This is a genomic window from Solibacillus palustris, from assembly GCF_022549215.1.
Taxonomy (GTDB): domain Bacteria; phylum Bacillota; class Bacilli; order Bacillales_A; family Planococcaceae; genus Solibacillus; species Solibacillus daqui.
In genome coordinates, this window is record NZ_JAKZFC010000001.1 from 424,116 (window position 1) to 448,617 (window position 24,502).

General features: G+C 37.4%; 24 protein-coding genes. 21 read left to right on the top strand and 3 right to left on the bottom strand.

The features are described 5' to 3' along the window. Window position 1: 1 nt before the first annotated feature. Entirely contained in the window at window positions 2-2,362 is a 2,361-nt protein-coding gene (gene secA2 / locus LZ480_RS01920) for an accessory Sec system translocase SecA2 (protein WP_241367646.1), read from the bottom strand. Window positions 2,363-2,648: 286 nt separating this feature from the next. Here secA2 and LZ480_RS01925 point away from each other — a divergent pair, with 286 nt between their 5' ends. Then, a complete protein-coding gene (locus tag LZ480_RS01925; protein WP_241367648.1) occupies window positions 2,649-3,704 on the top strand; it encodes a glycosyltransferase family 4 protein in 1,056 nt (351 codons plus the stop codon). Between the two features lie 213 nt (window positions 3,705-3,917). Here LZ480_RS01925 and LZ480_RS01930 read toward each other — a convergent pair whose 3' ends face one another. Together LZ480_RS01930 and LZ480_RS01935 are read right to left on the bottom strand one after the other, a co-directional pair. After that, window positions 3,918-4,961 (bottom strand): LCP family protein, encoded by a 1,044-nt coding sequence (locus tag LZ480_RS01930; RefSeq protein WP_241367649.1) that lies wholly within the window; start codon window positions 4,959-4,961, stop codon window positions 3,918-3,920. A 178-nt stretch (window positions 4,962-5,139) separates the two neighbouring features. Continuing rightward, window positions 5,140-5,772 carry a YigZ family protein gene (locus tag LZ480_RS01935; RefSeq protein WP_241367650.1) on the bottom strand — a complete coding sequence of 211 codons (633 nt, stop codon included), beginning with the start codon at window positions 5,770-5,772 and terminating at the stop codon, window positions 5,140-5,142. Window positions 5,773-5,914: 142 nt separating this feature from the next. Here LZ480_RS01935 and LZ480_RS01940 point away from each other — a divergent pair, with 142 nt between their 5' ends. The 20 genes from LZ480_RS01940 to LZ480_RS02035 all read left to right on the top strand — a co-directional run bounded on the left by LZ480_RS01940 (window position 5,915) and on the right by LZ480_RS02035 (window position 24,149). After that, window positions 5,915-7,078 carry a sensor histidine kinase gene (locus tag LZ480_RS01940; protein WP_241367651.1) on the top strand — a complete coding sequence of 388 codons (1,164 nt, stop codon included), beginning with the start codon at window positions 5,915-5,917 and terminating at the stop codon, window positions 7,076-7,078. A 21-nt stretch (window positions 7,079-7,099) separates the two neighbouring features. After that, window positions 7,100-7,774, top strand: a complete 675-nt coding sequence (locus tag LZ480_RS01945; RefSeq protein ID WP_241367652.1) for a response regulator — start codon at window positions 7,100-7,102, stop codon at window positions 7,772-7,774. A gap of 379 nt (window positions 7,775-8,153) precedes the next feature. Then, a complete protein-coding gene (locus tag LZ480_RS01950; protein ID WP_241367654.1) occupies window positions 8,154-8,669 on the top strand; it encodes a nuclear transport factor 2 family protein in 516 nt (171 codons plus the stop codon). Window positions 8,670-8,835: 166 nt separating this feature from the next. After that, complete coding sequence (locus LZ480_RS01955; RefSeq protein WP_241367655.1) at window positions 8,836-9,681, top strand: DegV family protein; 846 nt, start codon at window positions 8,836-8,838, stop codon at window positions 9,679-9,681. A 360-nt stretch (window positions 9,682-10,041) separates the two neighbouring features. Further along, window positions 10,042-10,983: a nuclease-related domain-containing protein gene (locus LZ480_RS01960; protein WP_241367656.1), complete on the top strand. Its 942-nt coding sequence runs from the start codon at window positions 10,042-10,044 to the stop codon at window positions 10,981-10,983. Window positions 10,984-11,519: 536 nt separating this feature from the next. Further along, on the top strand, window positions 11,520-12,617 hold the full coding sequence (locus LZ480_RS01965; protein WP_241367657.1) for a DEAD/DEAH box helicase: 1,098 nt from the start codon (window positions 11,520-11,522) through the stop codon (window positions 12,615-12,617). Then, on the top strand, window positions 12,610-13,215 hold the full coding sequence (locus tag LZ480_RS01970; protein ID WP_241367658.1) for a ComF family protein: 606 nt from the start codon (window positions 12,610-12,612) through the stop codon (window positions 13,213-13,215). Before LZ480_RS01965 ends, LZ480_RS01970 begins: the two co-directional genes overlap by 8 nt. A 114-nt stretch (window positions 13,216-13,329) precedes the next feature. Beyond that, complete coding sequence (locus LZ480_RS01975; RefSeq protein ID WP_241367659.1) at window positions 13,330-13,740, top strand: TIGR03826 family flagellar region protein; 411 nt, start codon at window positions 13,330-13,332, stop codon at window positions 13,738-13,740. Window positions 13,741-13,934: 194 nt separating this feature from the next. Then, window positions 13,935-14,195, top strand: a complete 261-nt coding sequence (gene flgM / locus LZ480_RS01980) for a flagellar biosynthesis anti-sigma factor FlgM (protein WP_241367660.1) — start codon at window positions 13,935-13,937, stop codon at window positions 14,193-14,195. 36 nt (window positions 14,196-14,231) lie between these two features. Next, window positions 14,232-14,738 carry a flagellar protein FlgN gene (locus LZ480_RS01985; protein ID WP_241367661.1) on the top strand — a complete coding sequence of 169 codons (507 nt, stop codon included), beginning with the start codon at window positions 14,232-14,234 and terminating at the stop codon, window positions 14,736-14,738. Between the two features lie 215 nt (window positions 14,739-14,953). Further along, on the top strand, window positions 14,954-16,489 hold the full coding sequence (gene flgK, locus LZ480_RS01990; RefSeq protein WP_241367663.1) for a flagellar hook-associated protein FlgK: 1,536 nt from the start codon (window positions 14,954-14,956) through the stop codon (window positions 16,487-16,489). A 47-nt stretch (window positions 16,490-16,536) separates the two neighbouring features. Continuing rightward, entirely contained in the window at window positions 16,537-17,418 is an 882-nt protein-coding gene (gene flgL / locus LZ480_RS01995) for a flagellar hook-associated protein FlgL (RefSeq protein ID WP_241367665.1), read from the top strand. Between the two features lie 220 nt (window positions 17,419-17,638). Then, window positions 17,639-18,565: a flagellar hook-associated protein FlgL gene (flgL, locus tag LZ480_RS02000; protein WP_241367666.1), complete on the top strand. Its 927-nt coding sequence runs from the start codon at window positions 17,639-17,641 to the stop codon at window positions 18,563-18,565. A gap of 64 nt (window positions 18,566-18,629) precedes the next feature. Beyond that, the gene (locus LZ480_RS02005; protein WP_241367667.1) at window positions 18,630-19,196 is read left to right on the top strand and encodes a DUF6470 family protein; all 567 of its coding nucleotides are present in this window, start codon (window positions 18,630-18,632) and stop codon (window positions 19,194-19,196) included. Window positions 19,197-19,210: 14 nt separating this feature from the next. After that, window positions 19,211-19,654 (top strand): flagellar assembly protein FliW, encoded by a 444-nt coding sequence (gene fliW, locus LZ480_RS02010; protein ID WP_241367668.1) that lies wholly within the window; start codon window positions 19,211-19,213, stop codon window positions 19,652-19,654. Beyond that, on the top strand, window positions 19,654-19,875 hold the full coding sequence (gene csrA / locus LZ480_RS02015; RefSeq protein ID WP_241367669.1) for a carbon storage regulator CsrA: 222 nt from the start codon (window positions 19,654-19,656) through the stop codon (window positions 19,873-19,875). The genes fliW and csrA overlap by 1 nt, the downstream gene beginning before the upstream one ends. Window positions 19,876-20,512: 637 nt before the next feature. Beyond that, a complete protein-coding gene (locus LZ480_RS02020; RefSeq protein WP_241367670.1) occupies window positions 20,513-21,763 on the top strand; it encodes a flagellin N-terminal helical domain-containing protein in 1,251 nt (416 codons plus the stop codon). A gap of 66 nt (window positions 21,764-21,829) precedes the next feature. Then, a complete protein-coding gene (fliB, locus tag LZ480_RS02025) occupies window positions 21,830-23,044 on the top strand; it encodes a flagellin lysine-N-methylase (RefSeq protein ID WP_241367671.1) in 1,215 nt (404 codons plus the stop codon). A gap of 13 nt (window positions 23,045-23,057) precedes the next feature. Then, window positions 23,058-23,771 carry a hypothetical protein gene (locus LZ480_RS02030; RefSeq protein WP_241367672.1) on the top strand — a complete coding sequence of 238 codons (714 nt, stop codon included), beginning with the start codon at window positions 23,058-23,060 and terminating at the stop codon, window positions 23,769-23,771. A 24-nt stretch (window positions 23,772-23,795) separates the two neighbouring features. Next, window positions 23,796-24,149 carry a hypothetical protein gene (locus LZ480_RS02035; RefSeq protein ID WP_241367674.1) on the top strand — a complete coding sequence of 118 codons (354 nt, stop codon included), beginning with the start codon at window positions 23,796-23,798 and terminating at the stop codon, window positions 24,147-24,149. Window positions 24,150-24,502: the final 353 nt, after the last annotated feature.

Genomic DNA, 24,502 nt, shown 5'->3' on the forward strand with positions numbered 1-24,502 from the left:
TTTATTCCTCCACGTTCATCGTAATGTTTTTCATAAATGTTACAAGATCTTCAACAATTTTGCGACGTAGCTCTTGATAGTTTTTTCCGAATAGTTCTAAGCCTTCACGTTGGTAAATGCGCATCGGGTCTTCTTGTTGGTAATGACGTAAGCCGATACCTTCTTTTAAATGCGCCATCTGCTCTAAGTGACGAACCCACATATGGTCGATGAAGCTAAGCATTACTTTAGGAATAATGGCCATCATTTGCTCATTTTGCTCGAAGCTCTCGATAACGGTCTTTAGTTCTTTAACGGATGAATCTAGAGAATCTAAAATTTTCGTTACTTTTGTTTCATCGCGGTTTACTGAAACTGATGTAATAAACAATGAATTGACCGTGCGCTCGATTTTATCGAAGTCCCATTCAATAACATCTTTATCCTCTGGAGCATTTTCGCGAACGGCAAAATCAACTGTTTCGTACATCATTGTTATTAAATGTTCTAAGATGCCTTCGTTTTTTAGCACTTTATCACGTAAACCATAAATAACACGACGTTGATCATTAATCACGTCGTCGAGCTTTAAATTGTATTCACGCATCGAGTAGTGTGCGCCTTCAACGATACGCTGTGTACGGTCAAGGAGCTCAATAACATCTTTGTTTTGAACGCAACCGATTTCGTTTGTTGTCATTTTTTTGCGGAACTTTTCGACATCGTCTTTTGCAAAGCGTTTGAACATATCGTCTTCAATCGACAGGATAAATTGACTTTCGCCAGGGTCACCTTGACGACCAGAACGACCGCGTAATTGATTGTCGACACGGCGGGATTCGTGTTTTTCTGTACCGATAACGAAAAGACCGCCAATTGTCTCAACACCCTCACCTAATACGATATCTGTACCACGACCGGCCATGTTTGTCGCAACAGTAATACGTTTCTTTTGACCGGCTTCAGATATTAATTCAACTTCTTGCTCCACTGTTTTGGCATTTAGAAGTTGGAATTGGAGACCATATTTTTTTAAATAGCTCGCTACTTTTTCGGATTGTAAAATAGAAGTAGTTCCGACTAAAACCGGTTGACCTTGTTCATGGCGACGTAATACTTCCTGTGCCACATATTCGTATTTTTGCTCGATCGTCTCGAATACGATATCGGTTTGGTCCATGCGTTTGCGCGGACGGTTCGTTGGGATTTGAATCACGTGCATGCCGTAAACTTCTAGAATCTCCTTTTCTTGCGTTTTCGCAGTACCAGTCATCCCTGATAATTTCGGGTACATACGGAAGTAGTTTTGAATCGTTACTTGAGCTTGTGCTTTGTTTTCTTCAGTGATTGTCACGCCTTCTTTCGCTTCAATCGCCTGGTGTAAGCCATCTGAAAGTGAACGTCCTTCCATAATGCGGCCTGTAAACATATCGACAAGTTCGATTTTATCTTCACGCACGATGTAATCAACATCGCGCTCAAACATGACATGCGCACGAACGGCTTGGATTACATAGTGGTACAGTGTTTGGTGCTCAAGATCGTATAAGTTATCAACACCAAACGCGGCTTCAACTTTTTCAATTCCTTGATCTGTTAATGAAGTTGCCTTCGTTTCATCGTCGAAGTCATAGTCTTCATCGACATTAAAACGTTTCGCTAACATGGCAGCAATGCGGTGTAATTCTTCATTTGCCCCCATTTTACCAGCAATAATTAATGGTGTTTTCGCTTCATCGATTAATACCGAATCCACCTCATCGATAATAGCGAAATGGTATGGACGCTGAACTTTGTCGCCAATTGTATGCGCCATATTATCACGTAAATAGTCGAAGCCAAATTCCGTACCAACACCATATGTGATATCTGCATTGTACGCTAGTTTTTTATCGGCAGGCTCCATCATTGGTACGTTCAGACCAACTGTTAAGCCAAGGAAGCGGTGAATTTGACCGATTAATTCGTAGTCACGCTTTGCTAAGTAATCGTTTACTGTGATTACGTGGACTCCTTTGCCTTCTAATGCACGAACGTAAGAAGGGAGTGAGGCAACTAAAGTTTTACCTTCACCTGTAGGCATTTCAGCAATATTTCCTTCTGTTAATACAAGACCACCAATTAATTGCACATCAAAATGGCGCATGTTTAAAACACGTTTAGATGCTTCACGCACGACAGCGAAGGCATCAGGGATGATGTTAACTAGCGCTTCGCCGTTCTCTAAACGTTCTTTGAATGTAAATGTCATATTGCGGAGCTCGTCGTCCGTCATTGGACTGTAAGTTGCTTCAAGCTTGTTAATTTGGTCTACAGTTTTGTAGTATTTTTTTAGCTCTCGGGCACTTGTTTGCTCCGGATTGCGTTTAAAAATTGAGAACATATTTTTACTCTCCTTTAAAATTGGCTACTTCAATATAGTAGACACTCCACTATTTTATCAAATTTTGAGCATAATGACTACTAGACAATAGGTGATTCATAGGGTAATCTCCATTTGTTGGGTATTATTTGGATTTTTTTGAAACGATTGCATAGTAAATAAAGCTATATTTTATAATTTGTCCGTGATATAATTAGCTTGAATAAAAATGTATATTTCTTATGAAACTTCAACTTACACGAAATCGTTGTAGTAGTTGAGACTACAAATATTAAGGAGGAGAGACATGATTTATGTGTCTTTAATCGTGGCCTTTGTTGCTGCTATTTTACTTACTCCGCTTGTGAAGCGTTTAGCGTTTCGCCTTGGCGCTGTAGATGCCCCAAACTATCGAAAAGTACATGCACGCATTATGCCACGTCTAGGTGGATTAGCGATTTACCTTGCATTTATGATAGGAATTTTGTTTTTAAAATTTGTCACGAACTTTGAAAGTGACTATTTATATGCGATCTTAATCGCCGCTACAATCATTGTGATTACAGGTATTGTTGATGATATGCGCGAACTTTCAGCAAAAGTAAAGTTAGTAGGGCAGTTTGCTGCTGCGTGTATCGTAGTATTTGTGGGCGGTATTCAAATTGTTAATATTAACTTACCATTTGGTGGAGAGCTTGACTTTGGTTGGCTAGGCATCCCACTTACAATCGTATGGATTGTAGGGATTACAAATGCGATCAACTTAATTGATGGTCTTGATGGTCTTGCTGCTGGTGTTTCAACAATTGCGCTTATGACATTGGCTATCATGGCGATGTTATTAGGAAATGGTATTGTTATTGCAATGGCAGCCATTTTAGCTGCTGCCACAATTGGTTTCTTATTCTTTAACTTCCACCCTGCGAAGATTTTCATGGGGGATACGGGAGCACTGTTTTTAGGTTTTATGATTTCGGTACTAGCACTTCTAGGATTTAAAAACGTAGCGGTCATTTCGTTCGTTATCCCAGTTATTATGCTAGGTGTTCCAATTTCTGATACATTCTTTGCAATTGTGCGTCGTTTACGTAGCGGGAAAAAATGGTCAGATCCTGATAAATCTCATTTACATCACCGTTTACTAGATTTAGGATTCTCCCATCGTCAAACAGTGTTGATTATCTATGCAATGGCGGCTATGTTTGGTGTTGCAGCGGTTATATTCTCAATGGCAAAAGTATGGGGTGCGATTTTATTAATCACGGTCATTCTAGTAGCAATTGAGTTATTCGTAGAAGTTATTGGACTTGCTGGTAAAAACTATAAACCACTGTTGAATTTAGTGAAGATATTTAATAAATGAAAAGATCGAAACAAGTAACTAGTTTGCGCTAGTTGCTTGTTTTTTTGTTGTTTTACGCGTTTGGTGTCTTCATGTCTTCGATATTTGCGATGTTTATCGGTTTATTAGCGAAATATCGAGGGTATTTGCGGCTCCACCGCGTCCACTAATAAACTTTACAAAAAACCCCGAAGCTCATATTACTAAATAAGCTTCGGGGTTAAAAATTATAGTTTATTGTGTTAGTGAATCTGAATCGTCTTCTGTATAAGCGGAGTCAGATTGTGTGCCGGTACCTGAATAGTTTGTTGATTCAGGGTTTAAACCTAAATGGCTTTGTAGGATTTGGCTGATTTCTTCTACGTTTTCATCGTCTAACTTGTAATAGTAAGTGCCTGTAGACATATCATCATAGCCTTTTAATGTTAATGTGTCGATACGTGGCATACCAGCTGTTAAATAGCTGAAGAACGAACGCATTTCATCGAAGGTCATGTCTGTTTTCATATTTGAACCAACAGCAGATAGGATATCATCGTATTTTGAGATAGATGTGAAAGATGCTGATTTTTTAGCAATGGCTTTAATAATTTCTTGTTGGCGTTTTCCACGCTCGATGTCACTATCTTGCTTACGAGTACGTGCCAATGCTAATGCTTCGCGGCCATCTAATGTTTGAAGGCCTGCTTCTAAGTCGACTGTCTTTTTGTCGAACTCATCCATTTCAAGCATATCGTATGGTACTTCGACTTCGATACCACCTAAAGCATCGACAATATCGATAAATGCATTGAAGTTCATGCGTACATAGTAGTCGATTGGAATATCAAATAGTTCTTCCACCGTTTCGATTGAAGCAAGTGTTCCACCAAAAGCATGGGCATGAGTGATTTTATCTCGATAGCCAACATGTGGTATATAAACATAAGAATCACGTGGAATACTTAATAGTTTTACAGTTTTTGTTTTGTTGTTTAATGTTGCTAATAATAGGGCGTCTGAACGAGAGTTTTCTGCACCTTGGTCGCGCTTTTCGCTATCATCGACACCTAAAATTAAAATAGAGACATTGTCTTGCTTTGGCTCGGCTTTTACTTCTGATTGTTTACGATTTTCAAGTTCCTCGTAGGCACCATCAGCTGCGTGTTTCGCTTGCTTTGTTAAATAAACGCCATATGCTGTGGCACAAATTGTTAGCGAAAACGCAACGAGAATAGCTACTTTTAAAAATAACTTGAATTTCGAAGAGCCGCTCTTTTTGTTTTGCCTGTTTCTCATAAAGATTCTCCTCTTAAATTACGAATAGGTTGCTGTATACATAGGGTATTTTGAGCATAAATAATAGTAAGGGTAAAGGGTGTTACTATAAAAATTAATAGTTTCAAATCTTATTTATTATACTACTATCCACTTATGCAGTAAAGTTTTCGACAAAAAAGAATGACATAAAGACCAATTATTTTAAAAATTCGATAAATAGTGATTCCTCGTTAGTGATAACAGCCTGTCCATTTGTTAATTCAGTAATCCACTCCATAAATGTTGCTTCATCTTCTTTTAACACGTGCACAAAAATTTCTACATTGTCTGCGTAGCCGATATCGCGAAGTGTGTAGTCGGAATTACGAATTTCATTTTCCAATTTACCTAGCCAAACATAGTCAATTGCAATTTTCATGACATAGTGTAATTTGCGCTCGACAACTTGTGCTGCCGCAATACCTTCTGTTGTGGCATTGCCATAAGCACGAATTAAACCACCGCCGCCGAGTTTAATCCCCCCGAAATAACGGGTAACGACTACAACTGTGTCTTTTAGTCCTTGCTTTTTTAAAACTTCTAACATAGGGACGCCAGCTGTTCCACTCGGTTCCCCATCATCGTTTGCTTTTTGAATTTGGTCATGCTCGCCGATTAAATAGCAGGAGCAATTGTGCGTAGCGCTAGCATGCATTTTTTTTATTTTTTCGATGAACAGTAGGGCTTCTTGTTCGGTTTCGACACGTTCAACGTATGTTAGAAACCTAGATTTTGAAATTATAATTTCAGATTCGCCATAACCTTTGACAGTAAAATAGTTATTTCTCATTAAAAATTCTCCTTATAATTACATTAAATTACTTTTTTTGTAGTTACAATATATCTTAAAAAATGATTTAATAATGCTATAATAGTAGTGGAACAAATAGATAGCAGTAGTTATTATTTTGGTCGAGTAAGGTGGGGATAGTATGTTTCAAGATGATCAGATAGATATAGCCTCGCTTGATATGATTTTTAATCGAATGTTAGAAACTATTACAAATTCTAAGGACGATATATTTATTATAAGCGAACAGAGCCGAAGAAGCTTTGAAGAAATGCAACAAGAGCTCGAAATAGTTCGTCAAGAGATTAAAATTATGATTGATGAAACCGATAGTTCAGAGAAACTACTGCAATTATCAAAGCATCGATTAGTTATTGTTAGTAAAAGCTTTAACGATCATTCGGAAGAACAGATTCGTGTAGCTTATGAAAATACAAATAATTTACAACTTAAAGTGTCGTTATGCAAGGAAAAAGAGAAACAATTACGTGACAAACGAGATGATTTAGAAAGACGACTACGTGCACTTTATGATACGATTGAAAGAGCAGATCACATTGTCAATCAGGTAAATGTCGTTATTAGCTTTTTGACAACTGATTTAAAAAATGTGGGTGCTGCACTCGAGCAAGCTAAAATCAAGCAAGACTTTGGTATTCGTATTATAAAAGCTCAGGAAGAAGAGCGTAAACGATTGTCGCGTGAAATCCACGATGGGCCAGCTCAAATGATGGCTAACGTATTAATGCGATCTAATTTAATTGATCGGATTTTCCGTGAAAAGGGCGCCGACAAAGCACTACAAGAAATTCAAGATTTAAAAATAAACGTCCGCAACGCTCTGTCAGAAGTCCGTCGAATAATTTACGATTTACGCCCAATGGCACTTGATGATTTAGGCATAACTCCAACATTAAAAAAATATTTATCAACCGTTATGGAATATAACCCAGGCGTTGATATACAATTTATGTCCTACAATAATGAACGCCGCATTTCGTCGGATTATGAGGTAGCGATTTTCCGTTTAGTGCAAGAATGTGTCAATAATGCAATAAAACATGGCAAATCTACATTAATACATGTAAAAATCGAGTGGCTACGTGACGAAATAAATGTTGTAGTAAAAGATAATGGTAAAGGCTTTGATACGGAAAACGTTCGAGAAGGCTCATTTGGTATTATAGGCATGAAAGAAAGAATTGATTTACTAAGAGGTAACATGAATATTAACAGCGTTGTAGGTAAAGGCACGACTGTTTTAATAAAAATTCCTTTACCTATCGAAGAGGAAGAAACAATATAAGTAGACTTAGGGGGTATTACCATGACAAAAATTATTATTATTGATGACCACCAATTATTCCGTGAAGGCGTTAAACGTATTTTAGATTTTGAAGATACGTTTGAAGTTGTCGCTGAGGGCGATGACGGTACAGATGTAGTGAGTCTATACGAAAGAAACCAGCCAGATGTTGTGTTAATGGACATTAACATGCCGGGGAAAAACGGTGTAGAAGCAACAGCAGACTTAATCGCGGAATATCCAGATGCAAAAGTAATGGTGTTATCAATTCACGATGACGAATCTTACGTTACAATTGCATTAAAATCAGGTGCACTAGGTTATATGCTAAAAGAAATGGATGCAGACGAAATCGTAGAAGCGATCAAAGTTGTATCAAACGGTGGCTCTTACCTACATCCGAAAGTAACGAAAAACCTAGTAGCAGAATTCCGTCGTCTATCTGAGCATGAAAACAAAGGGAATTTCCACCAAACAGAAATTCGCCGCCCATTCCACTTATTAACGAAGCGTGAATGCGAAGTGCTACAGTTATTAACAGATGGTCAATCAAACCGTACAATCGGCGAAACATTATACATCTCAGAAAAAACAGTAAAAAACCATGTTTCAAGCATTTTACAAAAAATGAACGTAAACGACCGTACTCAAGCAGTAGTAACTGCCATCAAAAACGGGTGGGTAGAAGTTCGATAATTGAATTACTCACGAATAAAGGGCTTGTCCGGAAAATGATTTCTGGACAAGCCCTTTGCGCCGAGGATGATGAGAATTTAAACTGACCACCGCAGAAGTACCGCTTAGTGGATAATTAACACATGTGGAGGACTGACCTAAAAGTAATCACTTTTAGAACAGTCCTTTTTTCTTTTCAAAAAATGTGCTACATAAATAAGTTTTATTTTGCCACGCTATTACGTACGTATAATTCACTAGAAATCGTCTCTATTTTACATGTATGAAACATCTGTGAACTTCTGGCGTCTTATTGTGTGGTAAGTATGTTTTGACAATCCGAGATATCGAATTTTTAATATTAGTGTGCTAAAATGTTGTGCGGGAGGTTTGTAAATATATGAAAAAATGGTTAATGGCTGTCATGGCAATGTTCCTGTTGACGGCTTGCGGCGATGAACAAGACGCATCACCAGAACAATTACAAAAAAAGATTGAAGATGGAACGGTAGGCTTTGAGGTTATGGGAGATTCGATTCAAGAAGCCGCAAATATTCCAGCAGATGAAAAAGAAAAGATAATTTATGCGTTTAACGAATACATCAAAGCCTTTAATGACAAAGATTTAGAAAGTTATAAAAATATTATTTCCAAAAATGCACAGGGCTTTAATTATGATGAGGATGTAAAGGCGGTTGCGGACGTATTTCAGCAATATGACGTCAATCGTACTGCTGAAGATATAACAATTGTGAAATATAGCAAAGAAGATGCACAAGTATTTTCGAATTTAACGACAAATACTAAAGAACTTGAAACTGGAGCAGAACTATCGGGTACAGGTCGACAAGTAACGGTATTTGTAAAAGAAGATAGCTGGAAAGTTTCGAGTATTTATTATATTGGAAATGAATGATTGATGAGCAATTTCTAAAACATCCTAATCGAGTTATCGGTGGGATGTTTTTTTGCGATAATTTCCCCATGGAATTAAGCTTTGCTCGATATGACAAATGTCATTTTTTCATTCACATTTACATACAGATACGGTAATATAGTTGACATAGGAGAGTGGGGAAGCGATGAAAACAGCAATTGTTACAGATAGTACAGCCTATTTGACGCTTGAAGAACGTCAGCGTCTTAATGTTTATATGATTCCTTTAAGCGTTAATATAGAAGGAACAATTTATGATGAAGAAATCGATATCACAGCTTCTGAATTTTATGATCGTGTACGTGGAGCTAAGGAATTCCCTAAAACAACACAGCCACCGATTGGTAAATTTGTAGAGCTTTATGAAACATTAGCAAAAGAGTATGATGAAATTGTAACAATCCATTTATCAAGTGGCATTAGTGGTACTTTCCAAGGTGCGGTACAAGCAAGTGATATGGTAGAAGATGTAAATGTTTATGCATTTGACTCGGAAGTTGCGGCTTATTTACAAGGCTTTTTTGTAATAGAAGCGGCGAGAAAAGCAGCGGAGGGCGCTTCGGGTGAAGAAATTATTGCGCATTTAGAACTTTTACGTCCAACACGCGAGGAATATATTATTGTAGATGACTTGCAGCATTTACAGCGTGGAGGTCGTTTATCCGCAGCGGCGGCATTAATTGGTGGGCTACTACAAGTAAAACCGGTATTAACCTTCCAAAACAAAGTCATCGTTCCATTTGAAAAAATTCGTACGCGTAAAAAAGCCTTACGCCGTGTAGAAGATCAACTTGCTGTAGCAGTTGAAAAGCACGGTGCACTGCGAGCTACGGTTATTCATGGAAACTGCGAAGAAGAAGCGGTTGAATTGATGAGTAGCTTAGCTGAAAAATATCCAACTGTAGAGTTTACATTAAGCTACTTCGGCCCAGTTATCGGTACGCACTTAGGTGAAGGCGCGATGGCAATTGGCTGGATCAAAAAAATATAGCACTAGCACAACAGTCACTACGAAAATTTTGTAGCGGCTGTTTTTTGGTTTTAGTTACGTAGTGCTTGCGTTTTTATTGTGAGAATTAGGAGGAGACTGTGGACTCGAGCGTATATTACGAAATTCGAGCATAATACTTCAATTTCCGAGCATAAATTCTGAAACCCGCGCATAAACTCAGGGATTTCGAGCATAAATTTCAAAACCCGAGCATATCCCCCGAAAGTCCACCCGAGCATTGGCATACATCAAAGGCAATAATGCACATTTCGCCCCTTTTTAATAGGTAAAAAGAAATTTCCGCGCAAAGGATTTCACTTTAAAAATTTTTATTTTATGCTATATGTAGAGGTGATGTACATGCAAAAATCCGAGCACTACGTATTTATGGACGCACTTGTTCGTAGAATTCACGAGGATGATGAGGAAGCATTGCTATTTCAAGAAGAATTTTATCGTTTACAAGCTGGACTAGCAGGTGAAATGAAGTTAAAAACGACACTCGCAGACTATTTTTTTAAATCGGATTATGAGATTTTATACAATTTTGAATGTATCAATCTACGTGGCTTTACACATCAAATCGATGCGCTACTCATTACCCCGCATTTTATAATCATTTTTGAGGTCAAACAAATCTCGGGTAGCCTATTCTATAAACCTGCTGTTCAAGAGTTTTATCGTGTTACCGATAATGGTATCGAAGAAAATTTCGCCAATCCATTCGATCAAGTGTATCGCCATCAATTGTTTATTGAGCAGTTTTTGCAGCAATCTGCACTCAAGTTACCCGTGCTGCATATAGTTGTTATCGCAAACTATCGTGCAAAACTCGATAATGGTTTCGAATCGATGCCTATTATCCACTTGAGCAGCCTACCTAAATTTCTCGAATCCTTATATGAGCACTATCCGAGCACCACTGTCGTCCCCCGTCAAATTAGTGAGCTTTTTAAAAGTATTCACCAGCGTCTTCCAGCTCGCCGTCAAATTGAAGCAAGTCGTTTGAAGACAGGTGTATTTTGTCATCATTGTAATGTGATTGGTCCGATGCTTTTTTACCGTGGTTTTTGGCATTGCGAGCATTGTAAAACGAAATCTACAGATGGGATCATCGATGCGTTACAGCATTATCGTATTTTAATTGGTCCTCATATTACGAATCACGCGTTTCGAAACTTCTTAGGTATTAAAAGCAGATATGCAGCTATTCGATTGCTTTCTAAATTAAATGTGGAAGCAGTTGGACAAGGGAAAAGTCGCTATTATGTCATTCCAGAGGATTTGCTTTATGGGGATTAAGGGATGGTAAACCGCACGCAAATTGAGAAAATCGCACATAAACAGTCGGAAATCGCACGCAAATTGAGAAAATCGCACATAAACAGTCGGAAATCGCACGCAAATTCAAAAAACCGCACATAAACACCTATAATCCGCACGTATTCATCCGAAAATCGCACATATCCCCTGCCATCCAACCCCCCAAACCACTCAAAAGGAGGATTCACTTGAAGCATAAAAAAATTCATTCAATCCACCTCAAAAAGGAGATATCTCCTCGCTTTATTACCTACTACGGCGTCATTCCTGAACCAAGAATCGAAAATTTCTTCACTGGTCGTATATGGTCACGTCATAATACACCGTTCCCCCAAGCGATAATCAATACTTATATTACCCAAAATTACTTCGCAAAAAGCCCAGCCGTCACTACAACCCCAAAGTTAAGGTGCAACCGCTGTTTAAATGAAACTCACCATAAATTTATTTCCTTCCACTGTGCAAAGTGCCAGCAAATTTGTCATTATTGCCGGCATTGTATTACGATGGGACGCATGTGTAGCTGTGAAGACCTCATTACGTGGGCTGGGCCAAGCTACTTCGTTAAACAAGCATCTCCACATTTTACATGGACTGGAACGCTAACATCACAGCAACAAAAAGCAGCACATGCGTTAAATGAAAGCCTTCAGCGAAAACGTAATCATCTTATCCATGCGGTCTGTGGTGCGGGGAAAACCGAAATTCTATTTGCGGCAATCCACAAAGCGCTCGAACAAAACAAAAGAGTTTGTGTTGCGACGCCACGGACAGATGTTGTGCTCGAATTATACCCTCGTTTTCTACAAGTTTTTCAAAATATTACGATTCACGCGCTATATGGGGGAGCTGAGCCAAATAGCCAATTTGCGCAGCTTGTTCTAGCAACAACGCATCAGCTGTACCGTTTTGAACAGGCATTTGATGTGATGATTGTTGACGAAGCAGATGCCTTCCCGTATACGTATGACCAGGCATTGCAAAGTGCAGTGTTAAAAGCTAAAAAGCTAGATGCACCAATTGCTTTTGTGACAGCCACGCCATCAACTAAATTACTCAACCAACGACAAAAAGAAGACTGGGGATACTCATTTATCGCGCGCCGCTTCCACGGATTTTTATTGCCTGTCCCACAATATCAGCCTCTTTGGAACTACGAAAAAGCATTCAAGAAAAATCGAATCCCGCAAAAACTTCTTCATTGGGTAAACAAGCGTCTCGAAAACAACGAGCCATTTCTTATTTTCTTTCCAACAATCGATTTAATGGAACGAGCAGTATCGCTGTTTCAGGCCATTGAACCGACAATCGAAAGTGTCCATTCGGAAGACCCAATGCGAAAAGAGAAGGTACTCCAGTTGCGTAACGAACAGCGTAAAGGCTTACTAACAACTACGATTTTAGAACGTGGCATTACAATCAAAAATGTACAGGTAGCGGTAGTAGGTAGTGAAAGTCCTATTTTTACTGCAAGTGCACTCATTCAAATTAGTGGGCGTGTTGGACGCAATCCTCAGTTTCCAAATGGTCAAATTGTCTTTTTTCATCATGGCATCACGTTGGAGATGGATCGTGCGTGCAAAAAAATACTGGAGATGAATTGTTATGAATAAACCAATTACGCACTGCTTATTATGTGAACGTGAATTACAAGGGAATGTTGGCTGGCAAGAGCTATTAAAAAAATCACTGCCAAAAACAATATGTCATCGCTGCGAGCAACGTTTCGAAAAAGTCGAACAGCAAACAGATCCAAACATCACCGCATTATTTCATTATAATGACGCCATGAAAGATTATGTACACCGCTATAAATTTCTCCATGACGTTGTACTTGCGCATGTATTTAACACAGCACTCCACGAACATTTGAAAAGTGAAAGACGCCTCATCATTCCAATTCCGATGCATGAAGAAAGTTTAAAAATCCGCACCTTTGCACAAGTAGATGAACTATTAAAAGCAGCTCATATCCCATTTCAGCATCACCTCACTAAACAAACTGACGAACAGCAGTCAAAGAAAACCAGAGCACAACGGTTAGAAACAGCTCAGTTGTTTAGTGTAAATAATCCAAGTCTAATAAAACATAAAGATATTTTATTAATTGACGATATTTATACTACAGGCACTACATTACAGCATGCAAAAAATGCATTGCTAGAAGCAGGCGCAAATACAGTAACCGGATTTGCATTAATCCACAGTTGAAATTTGTGGGATTACTCATATCAAAAAAGTTTGAAAAGTTGTCAATGAAAATGAAGTAATATTATGTATAATGATAAGTAAAAAGGTTCGACTTTATATTAAGGTGGGGTTGGAATGGCAGAGTTAAGAAATTGTCCGATGTGCCAAGAATTCTTTAATTACACAGGCTTACGTGAAGTATGTCATAAATGTGCTCAAAAAGAAGAGGATATGTATCAAGTCGTCTATCGTTTTTTACGGAAGCGTGAAAATCGCGCAGCCAATATTGATCGCATTGTAGAAGCAACAGGTGTAGAACGTGATTTGCTATACAAGTGGGTGCGTAAAGGCAGATTACATCCAGCGACTTTCCCAAGCTTAGGCTATCCATGTGATAACTGCGGGCATTTAACGACAAAGGGTAAGTTATGCGATAAATGCCAAGGGGAATTAAAGGCAGATTTACGTACATTTGAAGCGGCAAAAGAATTCCGTGAAGATGTAGTGCGCCGAGATCGCGGTACTTATCACTCAGATAAACGATAAAAAAGTGCTAAAGCGGAGTCTTATTTATGGGACTTCGTTTTTCTTTTTAGTAAAATGGGAATAGAAGCTTATTAACAAAAGCTGCTTTGAAAACTTTTGTCGCATAAATTCGGAAATTTTTTAGAAGGCATAAACAATTTTATGCTACAGTCGAAATATATAGTAGAAAGAGCATTTGAGGGGAGGCCAACCACATGAAAATCAATCCAATTGGTTTACAGGCGATTAATTCATATAAAAAGCAAGCACGCACAGGAAAAACAGAGAACGTGCAAAAATCATTCGCAGATCATATCGAAATTTCATCAAAAGCAAAAGTAATGCAAGCGACGAACACGTATGCAAATGAACGTGCAGAGCGCATTAAACAACTAAAAGCCGATATCGATTCAGGCGAGTACAAAGTAGATGCAAAGCAAGTCGCAGCAGACATGCTAAAATACTACCGCCGCTAATTGTCAAATTTTTAACGTAAGGGGGCATAAAATTACATGTCAATTGCCACAATTGTTGCGACGTTAGAAAAGCTTGAAAAAATGCACAAGAGCCTACTTGAACTAGCGCTAGCAAAAACAGAATATATTAAGCAAGGTGATATGGAAAAGCTTGATCAACTCATTAAAAATGAACAAGCACATGTAGCGGCTATTGATACTATTGAGCAACAGCGTCAAGTGATGGTAACGGATTACCTACGAGCAAAAGGAATTGCTCTCACTGATACACCATCTGTTGCCGAGGTGATCGAAGTTGCTCAAGCAAGTGAGCCGACAGAAGCGTTAGTAGCTGTACGTGAACGTTTAGTAGAGCTACTAGGTAAATTAAAAGCTCAAAATGATTTGAATCAAAAAATGGTGCTGAACTCGTTGCAAATTATCAATATTACACTAGATGCGATGCGTCCACAGCCACGTACAGAACAGTTCAACTATTCTGGTGCAGAAGTGCGCGGTCAATCCGAAATTGCACGCCGCACATTTAATGAATTTAAAGCCTAATCGCATGTTCTTTCCTGCGCATGTAGCAGGGAGGGCATGCGATATTTTTGTGGGGAAATAAGGTTCAATTACTCCTAAGAATCACAAAGTTGCGACTTTATTTTTCATTATTTTGCATGAAATTTGCTTTATATATGAAATTTTATTCAAAGCATTACATAAATTGTCGAAATAAATAATAACGATGAACGAAAGATAAGAAGGAGGCTATACTCATGCGCTCAACTTTCATGGGACTTGAAGCAAGTAAACGTGGGCTTTTCACACAGCAATCCGCCCTATATACAACAGGCCATAACATTTCAAACGCCAACACTTTAGGCTATACACGCCAACGCGTAAATTTTGAAACAACACCAGGATTCCCAGGGGCAGGACTAAATTCACCAACAACCGCGGGACATATCGGTACAGGGGTCCAAGCTCATTCTGTACAACGTATGCGTGATGAATTCGTAGACCGCCAATTCCGCCAAGAATCAAACAAATTAGGTTACTGGCAATCGACTACAAAGGCAATTTCTCAAATGGAAGATATTATGTCAGAGCCATCTGAATTCGGTCTGAACCAAGCGTACACTGAGTTTTGGAAGTCAATGGAAGATGTTATTGATAACCCAAAGGACACAGCAGCTCGCCAAGTAATGCTTTCGAAAGGGCAAGGTTTAGCAGAATCATTTAACTATATTGATAAGCAATTAAAGCTGATTCAAGGAAATCTGGGAAATGAAATTAACGTTAATACCAAAAACGTTAACTCAATATTAAAGCAAATTGCCGATTTGAATAAACAAATTCAAGCAGTTGAGCCAAATGGATATATGCCGAATGACCTTTATGATGAACGAGACGTTTTATTAGATAAATTAAACGAATTAATTCCGGTTTCCATTTCATTCGAAAAATCAGGTGGTAATGCTCTGGACATCGCAGAAGGAAGCATGACGATTAAGTTTAAGCCTGAAAATGGTCAAGAAATTGTCCTTGTACAAGGGAGAGATTATGCCCATTTAAATGCAATGGACTCAAAAGGAAAAGAGATTAATGGCGATGTTGATGACGCAACAACAGACGGCTATAACGAATTCCAAGGCTTTGCAATTTCGGGCATTGGTCACCCACCAACACCGACAACAGCGGTCAATGTGAATTATGCGGATTTAGAGAAAAGTAAAGGGAAATTAGCCGCTTTAATTGATTCATTTGGTCATAGTGGTGGCAAGGGGACTTACCCAGAAATGCTTGAAAAGCTAGATTTATTAGCAAAGACATTTGTTGAAGAATTTAATAAAGTACACAATAACGGTGTTGGATTAGATGGTTCAAAAGGCGATTTCTTCTCTGGTACAACAGCAAAAGATATTAAGGTTGTGATTACAGATCCAAAGCAAATCGCTGCATCTGATACGAATGGAGAAGAAGGTAACAATAAAAATATTTTAGCGTTATCAAAGCTTCAAGCGGCAGTACAAGGTAATTTACAGGGCGGTACATTCCAAACATATTATAAATCATTAGTAGGGGATTTAGGTGTTAAAGGGGAGCAAGCGGCTAAGCTAGAATTTAACTCAGGAACGCTCCAATTACAAATCGCCAAAAACCGTGATTCACATAACTCAGTTTCACTTGATGAAGAAATGACGAGTATGATTACATTCCAGCAAGCGTATAATGCCAATGCACGTATGATTACAGTAATCGACGAAACATTAGATAAAATTATTAACGGCATGGGGCGAGTAGGACTATAACAAAAACATCAACTTAGATTTAACAACGAGAGAGTAGGAAAATTTAAATGCGCGTTACACAATCAATGCTATCTAGTAATATGCTTCGTAACCTGAATGTAAGTTACGGAAAAATGTCGAAATACCAAGAACAATTAACTTCAGGGAAAAAAGTAAATCGTCCATCTGATGATCCCGTAATTGCGGTGAAAGGAATGGGCTACCGCGTTGACTTAGATAAAGTGGAGCAATTCCAGCGTAATTTAAATGAAGTACACTCTTGGAATGATGCAACCGACGAAGCACTTGACCAAGTAGGTTCCGCTTTACATCGAGTTCAAGAGCTCGTTACCAATGCAGCAAATGATACGAACACACCAGAAGAGCGTGAGAAAATTAATGCAGAAATAAAACAAATTCAACTTCAAATGCGTGATATCGCCAATTCGAAAGTTGGAGAAAACTATATCTTTACAGGAACGCATACAAACTCACCACTTTTTAATGCGGATGGAACGATGGCCAATGGAACAGGTATCGACAAATCGATTCAAGTTAATGTATTTGATGGGATATCAATGGATATCAACTTACCTGGCCAAGAGCTGTTTAAAGGCATTGATGAGATGATTTCGAAAGTATCAAAAACTTTAGAAAACCCAGCATCTACGGGCGAAGAAATCGGTGCGTTACTAACCGACATTCAATTGCAAACGAATAAAGTTTTAGAGCAACGTGCGGTTGTCGGTGCACGCCAAAATCGCGCTGAAATGATGGAGAACCGTCTATCATTGCAAGAAGTTAATGTGACAAAGCAGCTATCTGAAAATGAGGATACGGATTATGCAAAAACCATTACAGAAATGGTCACGACAGAATCCATTCACCAAGCTTCCTTATCAGTAGGAGCAAAAATTATTCAGCAATCTTTAGTAGATTTCATCCGTTAGATGAAATCTACTAAAGTTCTGCATCTGCCGTTACACTTTCGATGCAAATGTGATTTGTGCCGAAAGCGAAGCAACAGGCACAAACGAGTTTAAAGTTATCGGTTGATTTTATTCGATAAAAATTTTTCGAAGTGGTAAACACATACATCCATAGTATAGACAGCAAAGATTAAATCGTGTTGAGGCCATTTCTATTTTTCACTTTGAAAGGGGAATAACAATGCGCGTTACACAATCCATGTTATCAAGCAATATGCTCCGTAACTTAAATGTTAGCTACGGAAAAATGTCAAAATATCAAGAACAATTACAATCAGGTAAGTTAGTTAACCGTCCATCCGATGACCCAGTAATTGCCGTAAAAGGAATGGGATACCGAGTAGAGTTAGATAAAAATGCACAGTTCCAACGTAATATTCGTGAGGCACATACTTGGCTAGACTCAACAGACGAGTCGCTTGGACAAGTAGGCGAGTCGCTTAAGCGTGTAAAAGAATTAATCGTTCAAGCGGCTAATGACACGAATACATCTGAAGACCGTCAAAAAATTAATGCAGAAATTTCGCAAATTAAAAATCAAATTCAAGATATCGCAAATTCAAAGGTTGGCGAGAATTATATTTTCACAGGAACACATACAAACCAACCTTTATATAAAGACGGTGCACCAAATCCTGACGCTACATTAACAGCGAAGGGTCTAGGCGAAAAAATTGAAATTAATGTGTTTGACGGCATTAAAATGCAGATTAATACATCAGGTAGTGATTATTTTAAAGAAGTTGATGATTTCATGACTCATGTGGAAAAAATATTAAATGACCCGACGATGACTGGAGACAAAATTGGGGATGCATTGGGTGCAGAGATTACAGATGGCACGAGTAAGATTCCTGGTTTAGATGCAATAACTGAAAAAACACTAACATTACGTGCCGACGTCGGTGCACGCCAAAACCGTATTGAACTTATGGAAAATCGCTTATCACTTCAAGAAGTAAACGTAACGAAACAAATGTCTCAAAACGAAGATACGGATTATGCTAAAACGATTACCGAAATGATAACAACTGAATCAATCCACCAAGCATCATTATCAGTAGGCGCGAAGATTATTCAACAGACTTTAGTAGATTTCATCCGTTAAAATTCATAACTCACAAAGCGTTTGGATCATTTCCAAGCGCTTTTATTAAAAGGGAGGGACAAAGATGCGATTCCCGCAAATAGAAATTTCAACAACCGATATTCGGATGGACTATACGACTACCAAGCCACAGCAACGAATTCAGCAGCCACAAGCCGATTTGAAAATATCCCAGCCCGCTGCAACATTGGAAATCAACACGACCAATCCGAAGTTAGACATCAATCAAGACCAGCTATGGCGTGATTTAGGAATGAAGCCTACAGGGGAACTCATAAAAGAATATGCGCAAATAGGCCGACAAGAAATGCTAAAAGGGATTTCGAGACGTGTCGGTGAGGGCAATCAAATGATGCGCAGTGCCGGAAAAGATCAAGGGCGAGCTACCATTCAAGGTATTGCCAAACAAAATCATGGACCAAAGCGCGCCGGTCCATACAATATTAAGTTTATCCCGTCTTATAATGCGGTTAAAGTTAATATTACACCGGGTACAACCGACATAAACATCGAGCGCAATGAACCGAAAATTGACGTAAAAGTGAACAAGCCAATTCACCAATATACACCTGGAAAAGTAACTGGTACAATAGTGCAAAGACCAGAAGTACAAATTGATGTCATCGGTTAAAAGGAGAGAGCGACTTGCTTATTCAAACGAAATTTTTAGGTGAAGTAGAAATAAAAGAATCTGAAATAATTACTTTCGAACAAGGTTTACCAGGGTTTCTAGACTATCAAAAATTTATTATCTTACCTTTAGATGCCGATTTACCTTTAGCATTATTTCAATCAATAGATGAGTCGACAATTGGTTTCGTAATCGCTTTCCCATTTGCATTTAAGTCCGATTATGCATTTGATTTGAGTGATGAGGAGAAGGAAGATTTACAAATCGAAAAAGAAGAAGAAGTTCTTACATATTCAATTGTTACATTACAAGAAATATTTACTGATTCGACAATGAATTTATTAGCGCCAATTGTGATTAATACAACGAAAAAGCTTGGGAAGCAAATTATTTTGCAAGATAGCAAATCCTATCCATTACGCTTCCAAATTCAGCAATCATTAGGAAGTGCGAAATAATGCTAGTCTTATCAAGAAAAAAAACAGAGTCGATTATGATTGGTGATCAAATTGAAGTGAAAGTTCTTTCAATTGATGGCGATCAAGTGAAACTGGGCATCGTCGCGCCAAAGTCTGTCAAAGTACATCGCTCAGAAATTTTTGAAGCAATTCAAGAGCAAAATAAGAAAGCACTTAGCGGAGCAATTCCAGAATTCATCAAACAATTAAAGAAGGATTAGTGTTTCACTCTCTACTAAATTAAACAGTAGGGAGTTTTTTGATGGGGAATTTTAAAGATGAAAAAGGCTGGTTGTTAAAATTAATATACAACTTAAATATAAATATGTGTCAAAATAGGACAAAAGGTTAGGAATGGCACTTATTTAAAAATATGTCGTATATGGAATTCGACGAGTGAGGTAAATACAGATTTTTATTTAATAAAATTTATTAGTGAAACAAAGTGCTCTTCGAATTAATTTTTTATGTAAAGAATGAGAGTATTGAGTTATTATTATATGCTTCATTCTGAGAATAAAAGGGCAAAAAATTAGCGTTTTTAGAGTAAAGACGAATGAATTCTCAGTTCATTTCTGAAGGAATCTTGTAGAACTATTATCTTGATTTGCATTTCTAAAATGTAATTGAAGGAACAGTTATTTTCTTGAATTTGTAAATCACCCTAATTTTTCCTTGTTTAAAGCTATTTAGAGAAGTCCTGCTTTTCATTATAAAAAAATCTTAAAAAATAATTTAAAAGAGTATAAACATTTCCGAGAAACTAACGATATATATAGTGTAAGGTAGGGGAACACTCCCCGAGCTACACTCCCAACAAGGATGTAGGGAGAAAAAACATTCAAGGAGGAATTCCAAATGAGAATTCAACATAACATTTCAGCTTTAAACACACACCGTAACCTTGGCTTCAACAACGCACAATCTGCAAAAAACCTTGAGAAATTATCTTCAGGTTTCAAAATTAACCGTGCTGGCGATGATGCTGCTGGTTTAGCAATCTCAGAAAAAATGCGCGGACAAATCCGTGGTCTTGACATGGCTACTAAAAACTCTCAAGACTCTATCTCTTTAATCCAAACAGCTGAGGGAGCTCTTAACGAAACACACTCAATCCTACAACGTATGCGTGAATTAGCAGTACAATCTGGAAATGACACGAACGTAAACGAAGGCGACCGTGAAGCTTTACAAAAAGAGATTTCACAATTAACTGAAGAAATCGATCGTATTGCTGAAACAACTGAGTTCAATACTCAAAAATTACTTAACGGTGGTTTCAAAGGAACTTTCCAAATCGGTGCAAATGAAGGTCAAACAATGAACTTAAATATTGGTTCTATGGATTCGGCAACTTTAGGCTTATCTAAAACAAGTGTAGTTGCAACAGATGTTGCTGTTACAGGGCTAGCTGATGGTACTTACACAGTTGATGGTAATGATCTTAAAGATAAAGACGGAAATGTAGTTGGTACTGTTGATGCTACGGATTTAACTGTAACAGGACAGTCTGCTGTTACAATGGGCGATGCAAGTGCATTAAATACTAAAGGTAATAAAATTGTAGTTAAAGATGGTAAAGCTACTGTTACAATGGAGGCTGGTACGAATACTAGCAAAGTAGCAGCAGGTGATTATAAAATTGCTGGTAAACTAGTATTAAAAGATGGTAAAGAAGTAGGTTCATTTGATACTGCTACTAACAAAGCAACAATTAACCATGCAGATGGCACAAAAACAGATATACTAGCAGCAGATTTAGGTTTAACAACAGATTTAGCAGATGGTGCTACATTTAAGATCGGTGGCGCTAGCATTGGCTCACGAGAAGATGCGGCTGGTACAATTACTACAATCGACAATGCAATCAAAAAAGTGTCTGATCAACGTTCTTCATTAGGTGCTGTTCAAAACCGTTTAGAGCACACAATTAACAACTTAGGTGCTGCTTCTGAAAACTTAACAGCTGCAGAATCACGTATCCGTGATACTGACATGGCTGCTGAAATGATGGCATTCACTAAAAACAACATCCTTACTCAAGCTGCTCAATCAATGCTTGCGCAAGCTAACCAACAACCACAAGGTGTTTTACAATTATTAGGTTAATCCCTAAAATCGAAAGCTTGAAGGTCATTGCCTTCAAGCTTTTTTTCGATAAGAAAGGAGAATCGTATGGAGAAAATTATGTTAGTTCCAAAAGGGACGGAGCAATTTCGCTGTATTGGGGCGGCTTGTGAAGACCATTGCTGCAATACATGGCGCGTTGATATTGATCGTGTCGGCTTTATGAAAGTATCAACGTCAAGTAACCCGGTTATTAAACCGTTAGCAAAAAAGGCTTATAAAATAAATTCTAAAGCAACAAGTGATGTAAATTACGGTAGCATGAAAATGAATGATAAGAATGAATGTCACTTTTTAGACGAAAATAAGTGGTGTCAAATTCATAAAGAACTCGGAGAAAGTGCACTATGTAATACTTGTTCTATCTATCCGCGTATATATCGTAAAATAGGGAATGTGATTGAGAAATCTTTAACTTTTTCTTGCCCCGAGGTGGTTCGTACACTTTTATTACAACAAGAAGGGCTAAGTTTTGAAGAAGCATACCCACAAGCAAATGAACTCATTCAAAGTAAAGCGACTTTAAGTGGAATACCTGAAGAACTAATGTGGAAAGTGCGTATATTTGCGATTACATTGTTACAGGAACGCGGTCTATCACTTGATACACGCATACTTTTACTCGGTATATTCTCAGACTTATTATCGAAAGAGCCTTTAACTGAACAAAGTGTAGAAAATGTAATTTCTTTAATGAATCAACGTTTAGCACATTCACAATATGTACAAGCGATAGAGGAAGTGAAAGGTAATGAACTTGTACAAATACAATTACATAAAGAATTATTGCGTACTACCGTAGAAGAATTATCTTTTAATGTACGATATGTTGAAGTTGTTAATCAATTTATTGTAGGGTTACAAACGGGTCCACTTGAAGACAAAGTAGTAACAGAAACAACGTTGCAAAAATATATGGCATCGCAAAAAATATACCAACAGTTTAATGAAACACATTCATATATTTTAGAAAACTATGTTGTACATTATGTTTTTACGAATGTTTTTCCATACAACAGTCAAACACCGCTACAAGCATTTGGAGATATTGCAGTGAATTATCAACTAATAAAAGCTTTACTGATCGGAATGGCAGCGCATAATGGAAAAGTGACTGTTGATGACGCAGTTTTAGTTATTCAAAGTTACACGAAAGCTGTAGCACACAATAATAAAAGCTATAAGACGTTGCGTCAAAAAATTAAAGAATCTAATATGGAGTCATTAGCATTTTTATTTGCGTACATAAAAACAAATGGGTGAAATAAAAAAAGAAATGAATGAGTCGTTATTGGTCAAAGGATGGGTAGCGGGGCTAAAGCTCCTAGAGAAAATAAGTTTTTTCTATATATTAAGGAATTGTATTTTCAATAATAAGTCAGATGAAGTAAATCGTAACTTTATTGATTTTTGGATATTATTAAATATGTTTATTGCTTTTGGTTTTATTTTTATTAGTGATAATGACAATATAAATAATATTGTGAAATATCTGTTCGTCATTTATGGGAGCAGCCGTATTTTTGAAATTTTAATTTATCAATTAAATGTAATGCTTGTTCATCCTTATAAAGGGGAAGTTTATTCTTTAAATAGTTATCGTCGCATGACAATCGCATTGATTCATAATTTTTTTGAAATTGTATTTTGGTTTGCTGGAACGTATTTAACATTTCAATTTATTCAGGGGATAACACCAGGGGATGCAATTTATCATAGTTTCACGCATATGGTTACGTATAGCTTGGATATTGATAAAGGTAAGTGGTCATCTATTGCTTTAGTTGTTTTACAAAGCCAGGCATTGATGGGCGTGTTTATGACGGTTATTTCATTATCGCGTTTTATTTCTCTATTTCCGCAACCGAAATCAATGAATGAATTGGAAAACCTTGATTATGGAACAGTAATAGAAGGTCAAGAGTTAATGGACATAAAGAAAGAATTAGAAGAAATTAAAAAAATGATGTCAGATAAAGTAAATCAATAATATATTACATAAGGAGTTACCGCTATGCAGCAATTGCTAATAGAAACGCAACAATCCTATTACGAATATGTAGTAAAGATTCAAAGTGCCAGTCAAAAGATAGCAAATTTATTAAAAAGATATGAATTAGAACAAGCTTTTCGACTAATTGCGGATCTTAGTGAAGGTATAAATTGGATAGTGACAGTGGAGCAACATATTCAAGAAAATAATTATATAATTAATAGTCGTACATCAGAAGTAATTGAACATCTTCACTATTTAAATGAGTTGATAGAAAGAAAAGATATTGACACTTTATCACAATTTTTTGAACATAAATTTGCGCCACTTTTTGCAAGCTCCTCTGAATGGATTTTTAAAAAAGTGCAGAATTAACGTGTCTTTAATTATAAAGTGAGGGGAACGAAGGGGTTTTAGCTGGTATAATAGAAAAAGCATTCTTCGGTGAAAGGATGCTTTTTTAAATATTACTATGAATTTTGACACCTAACATTTTTTCTAAAATTTATTTGGTTTAACATTATGTTAGTAGTATTCGGAGAAAGGTGATCAAATTTGAGTTGTGCTTTTTTTGCATAGGTAATAAAATTCCCATTTTTACCTTGGTTCAATACTAAATCGATATATAAACTATAAATCTGTTTTCTGTAAGGGAGTTTGTGTAATTTTTTTTGAATCTTACTTTTTTTGCTTTATGGATAATACTTTAATGACAAAATAGGATACAA

Coding starts and splice junctions, on each gene's coding strand:
- secA2 (WP_241367646.1), bottom strand. CDS start 2,362: ATGTTCTCAATTTTTAAACGCAATCCGGAGCAAACAAGTGCCCGAGAG.
- LZ480_RS01925 (WP_241367648.1), top strand. CDS start 2,649: ATGATTTATGTGTCTTTAATCGTGGCCTTTGTTGCTGCTATTTTACTT.
- LZ480_RS01930 (WP_241367649.1), bottom strand. CDS start 4,961: ATGAGAAACAGGCAAAACAAAAAGAGCGGCTCTTCGAAATTCAAGTTA.
- LZ480_RS01935 (WP_241367650.1), bottom strand. CDS start 5,772: ATGAGAAATAACTATTTTACTGTCAAAGGTTATGGCGAATCTGAAATT.
- LZ480_RS01940 (WP_241367651.1), top strand. CDS start 5,915: ATGTTTCAAGATGATCAGATAGATATAGCCTCGCTTGATATGATTTTT.
- LZ480_RS01945 (WP_241367652.1), top strand. CDS start 7,100: ATGACAAAAATTATTATTATTGATGACCACCAATTATTCCGTGAAGGC.
- LZ480_RS01950 (WP_241367654.1), top strand. CDS start 8,154: ATGAAAAAATGGTTAATGGCTGTCATGGCAATGTTCCTGTTGACGGCT.
- LZ480_RS01955 (WP_241367655.1), top strand. CDS start 8,836: ATGAAAACAGCAATTGTTACAGATAGTACAGCCTATTTGACGCTTGAA.
- LZ480_RS01960 (WP_241367656.1), top strand. CDS start 10,042: ATGCAAAAATCCGAGCACTACGTATTTATGGACGCACTTGTTCGTAGA.
- LZ480_RS01965 (WP_241367657.1), top strand. CDS start 11,520: ATGTGTAGCTGTGAAGACCTCATTACGTGGGCTGGGCCAAGCTACTTC.
- LZ480_RS01970 (WP_241367658.1), top strand. CDS start 12,610: ATGAATAAACCAATTACGCACTGCTTATTATGTGAACGTGAATTACAA.
- LZ480_RS01975 (WP_241367659.1), top strand. CDS start 13,330: ATGGCAGAGTTAAGAAATTGTCCGATGTGCCAAGAATTCTTTAATTAC.
- flgM (WP_241367660.1), top strand. CDS start 13,935: ATGAAAATCAATCCAATTGGTTTACAGGCGATTAATTCATATAAAAAG.
- LZ480_RS01985 (WP_241367661.1), top strand. CDS start 14,232: ATGTCAATTGCCACAATTGTTGCGACGTTAGAAAAGCTTGAAAAAATG.
- flgK (WP_241367663.1), top strand. CDS start 14,954: ATGCGCTCAACTTTCATGGGACTTGAAGCAAGTAAACGTGGGCTTTTC.
- flgL (WP_241367665.1), top strand. CDS start 16,537: ATGCGCGTTACACAATCAATGCTATCTAGTAATATGCTTCGTAACCTG.
- flgL (WP_241367666.1), top strand. CDS start 17,639: ATGCGCGTTACACAATCCATGTTATCAAGCAATATGCTCCGTAACTTA.
- LZ480_RS02005 (WP_241367667.1), top strand. CDS start 18,630: ATGCGATTCCCGCAAATAGAAATTTCAACAACCGATATTCGGATGGAC.
- csrA (WP_241367669.1), top strand. CDS start 19,654: ATGCTAGTCTTATCAAGAAAAAAAACAGAGTCGATTATGATTGGTGAT.
- LZ480_RS02020 (WP_241367670.1), top strand. CDS start 20,513: ATGAGAATTCAACATAACATTTCAGCTTTAAACACACACCGTAACCTT.
- fliB (WP_241367671.1), top strand. CDS start 21,830: ATGGAGAAAATTATGTTAGTTCCAAAAGGGACGGAGCAATTTCGCTGT.
- LZ480_RS02030 (WP_241367672.1), top strand. CDS start 23,058: ATGAATGAGTCGTTATTGGTCAAAGGATGGGTAGCGGGGCTAAAGCTC.
- LZ480_RS02035 (WP_241367674.1), top strand. CDS start 23,796: ATGCAGCAATTGCTAATAGAAACGCAACAATCCTATTACGAATATGTA.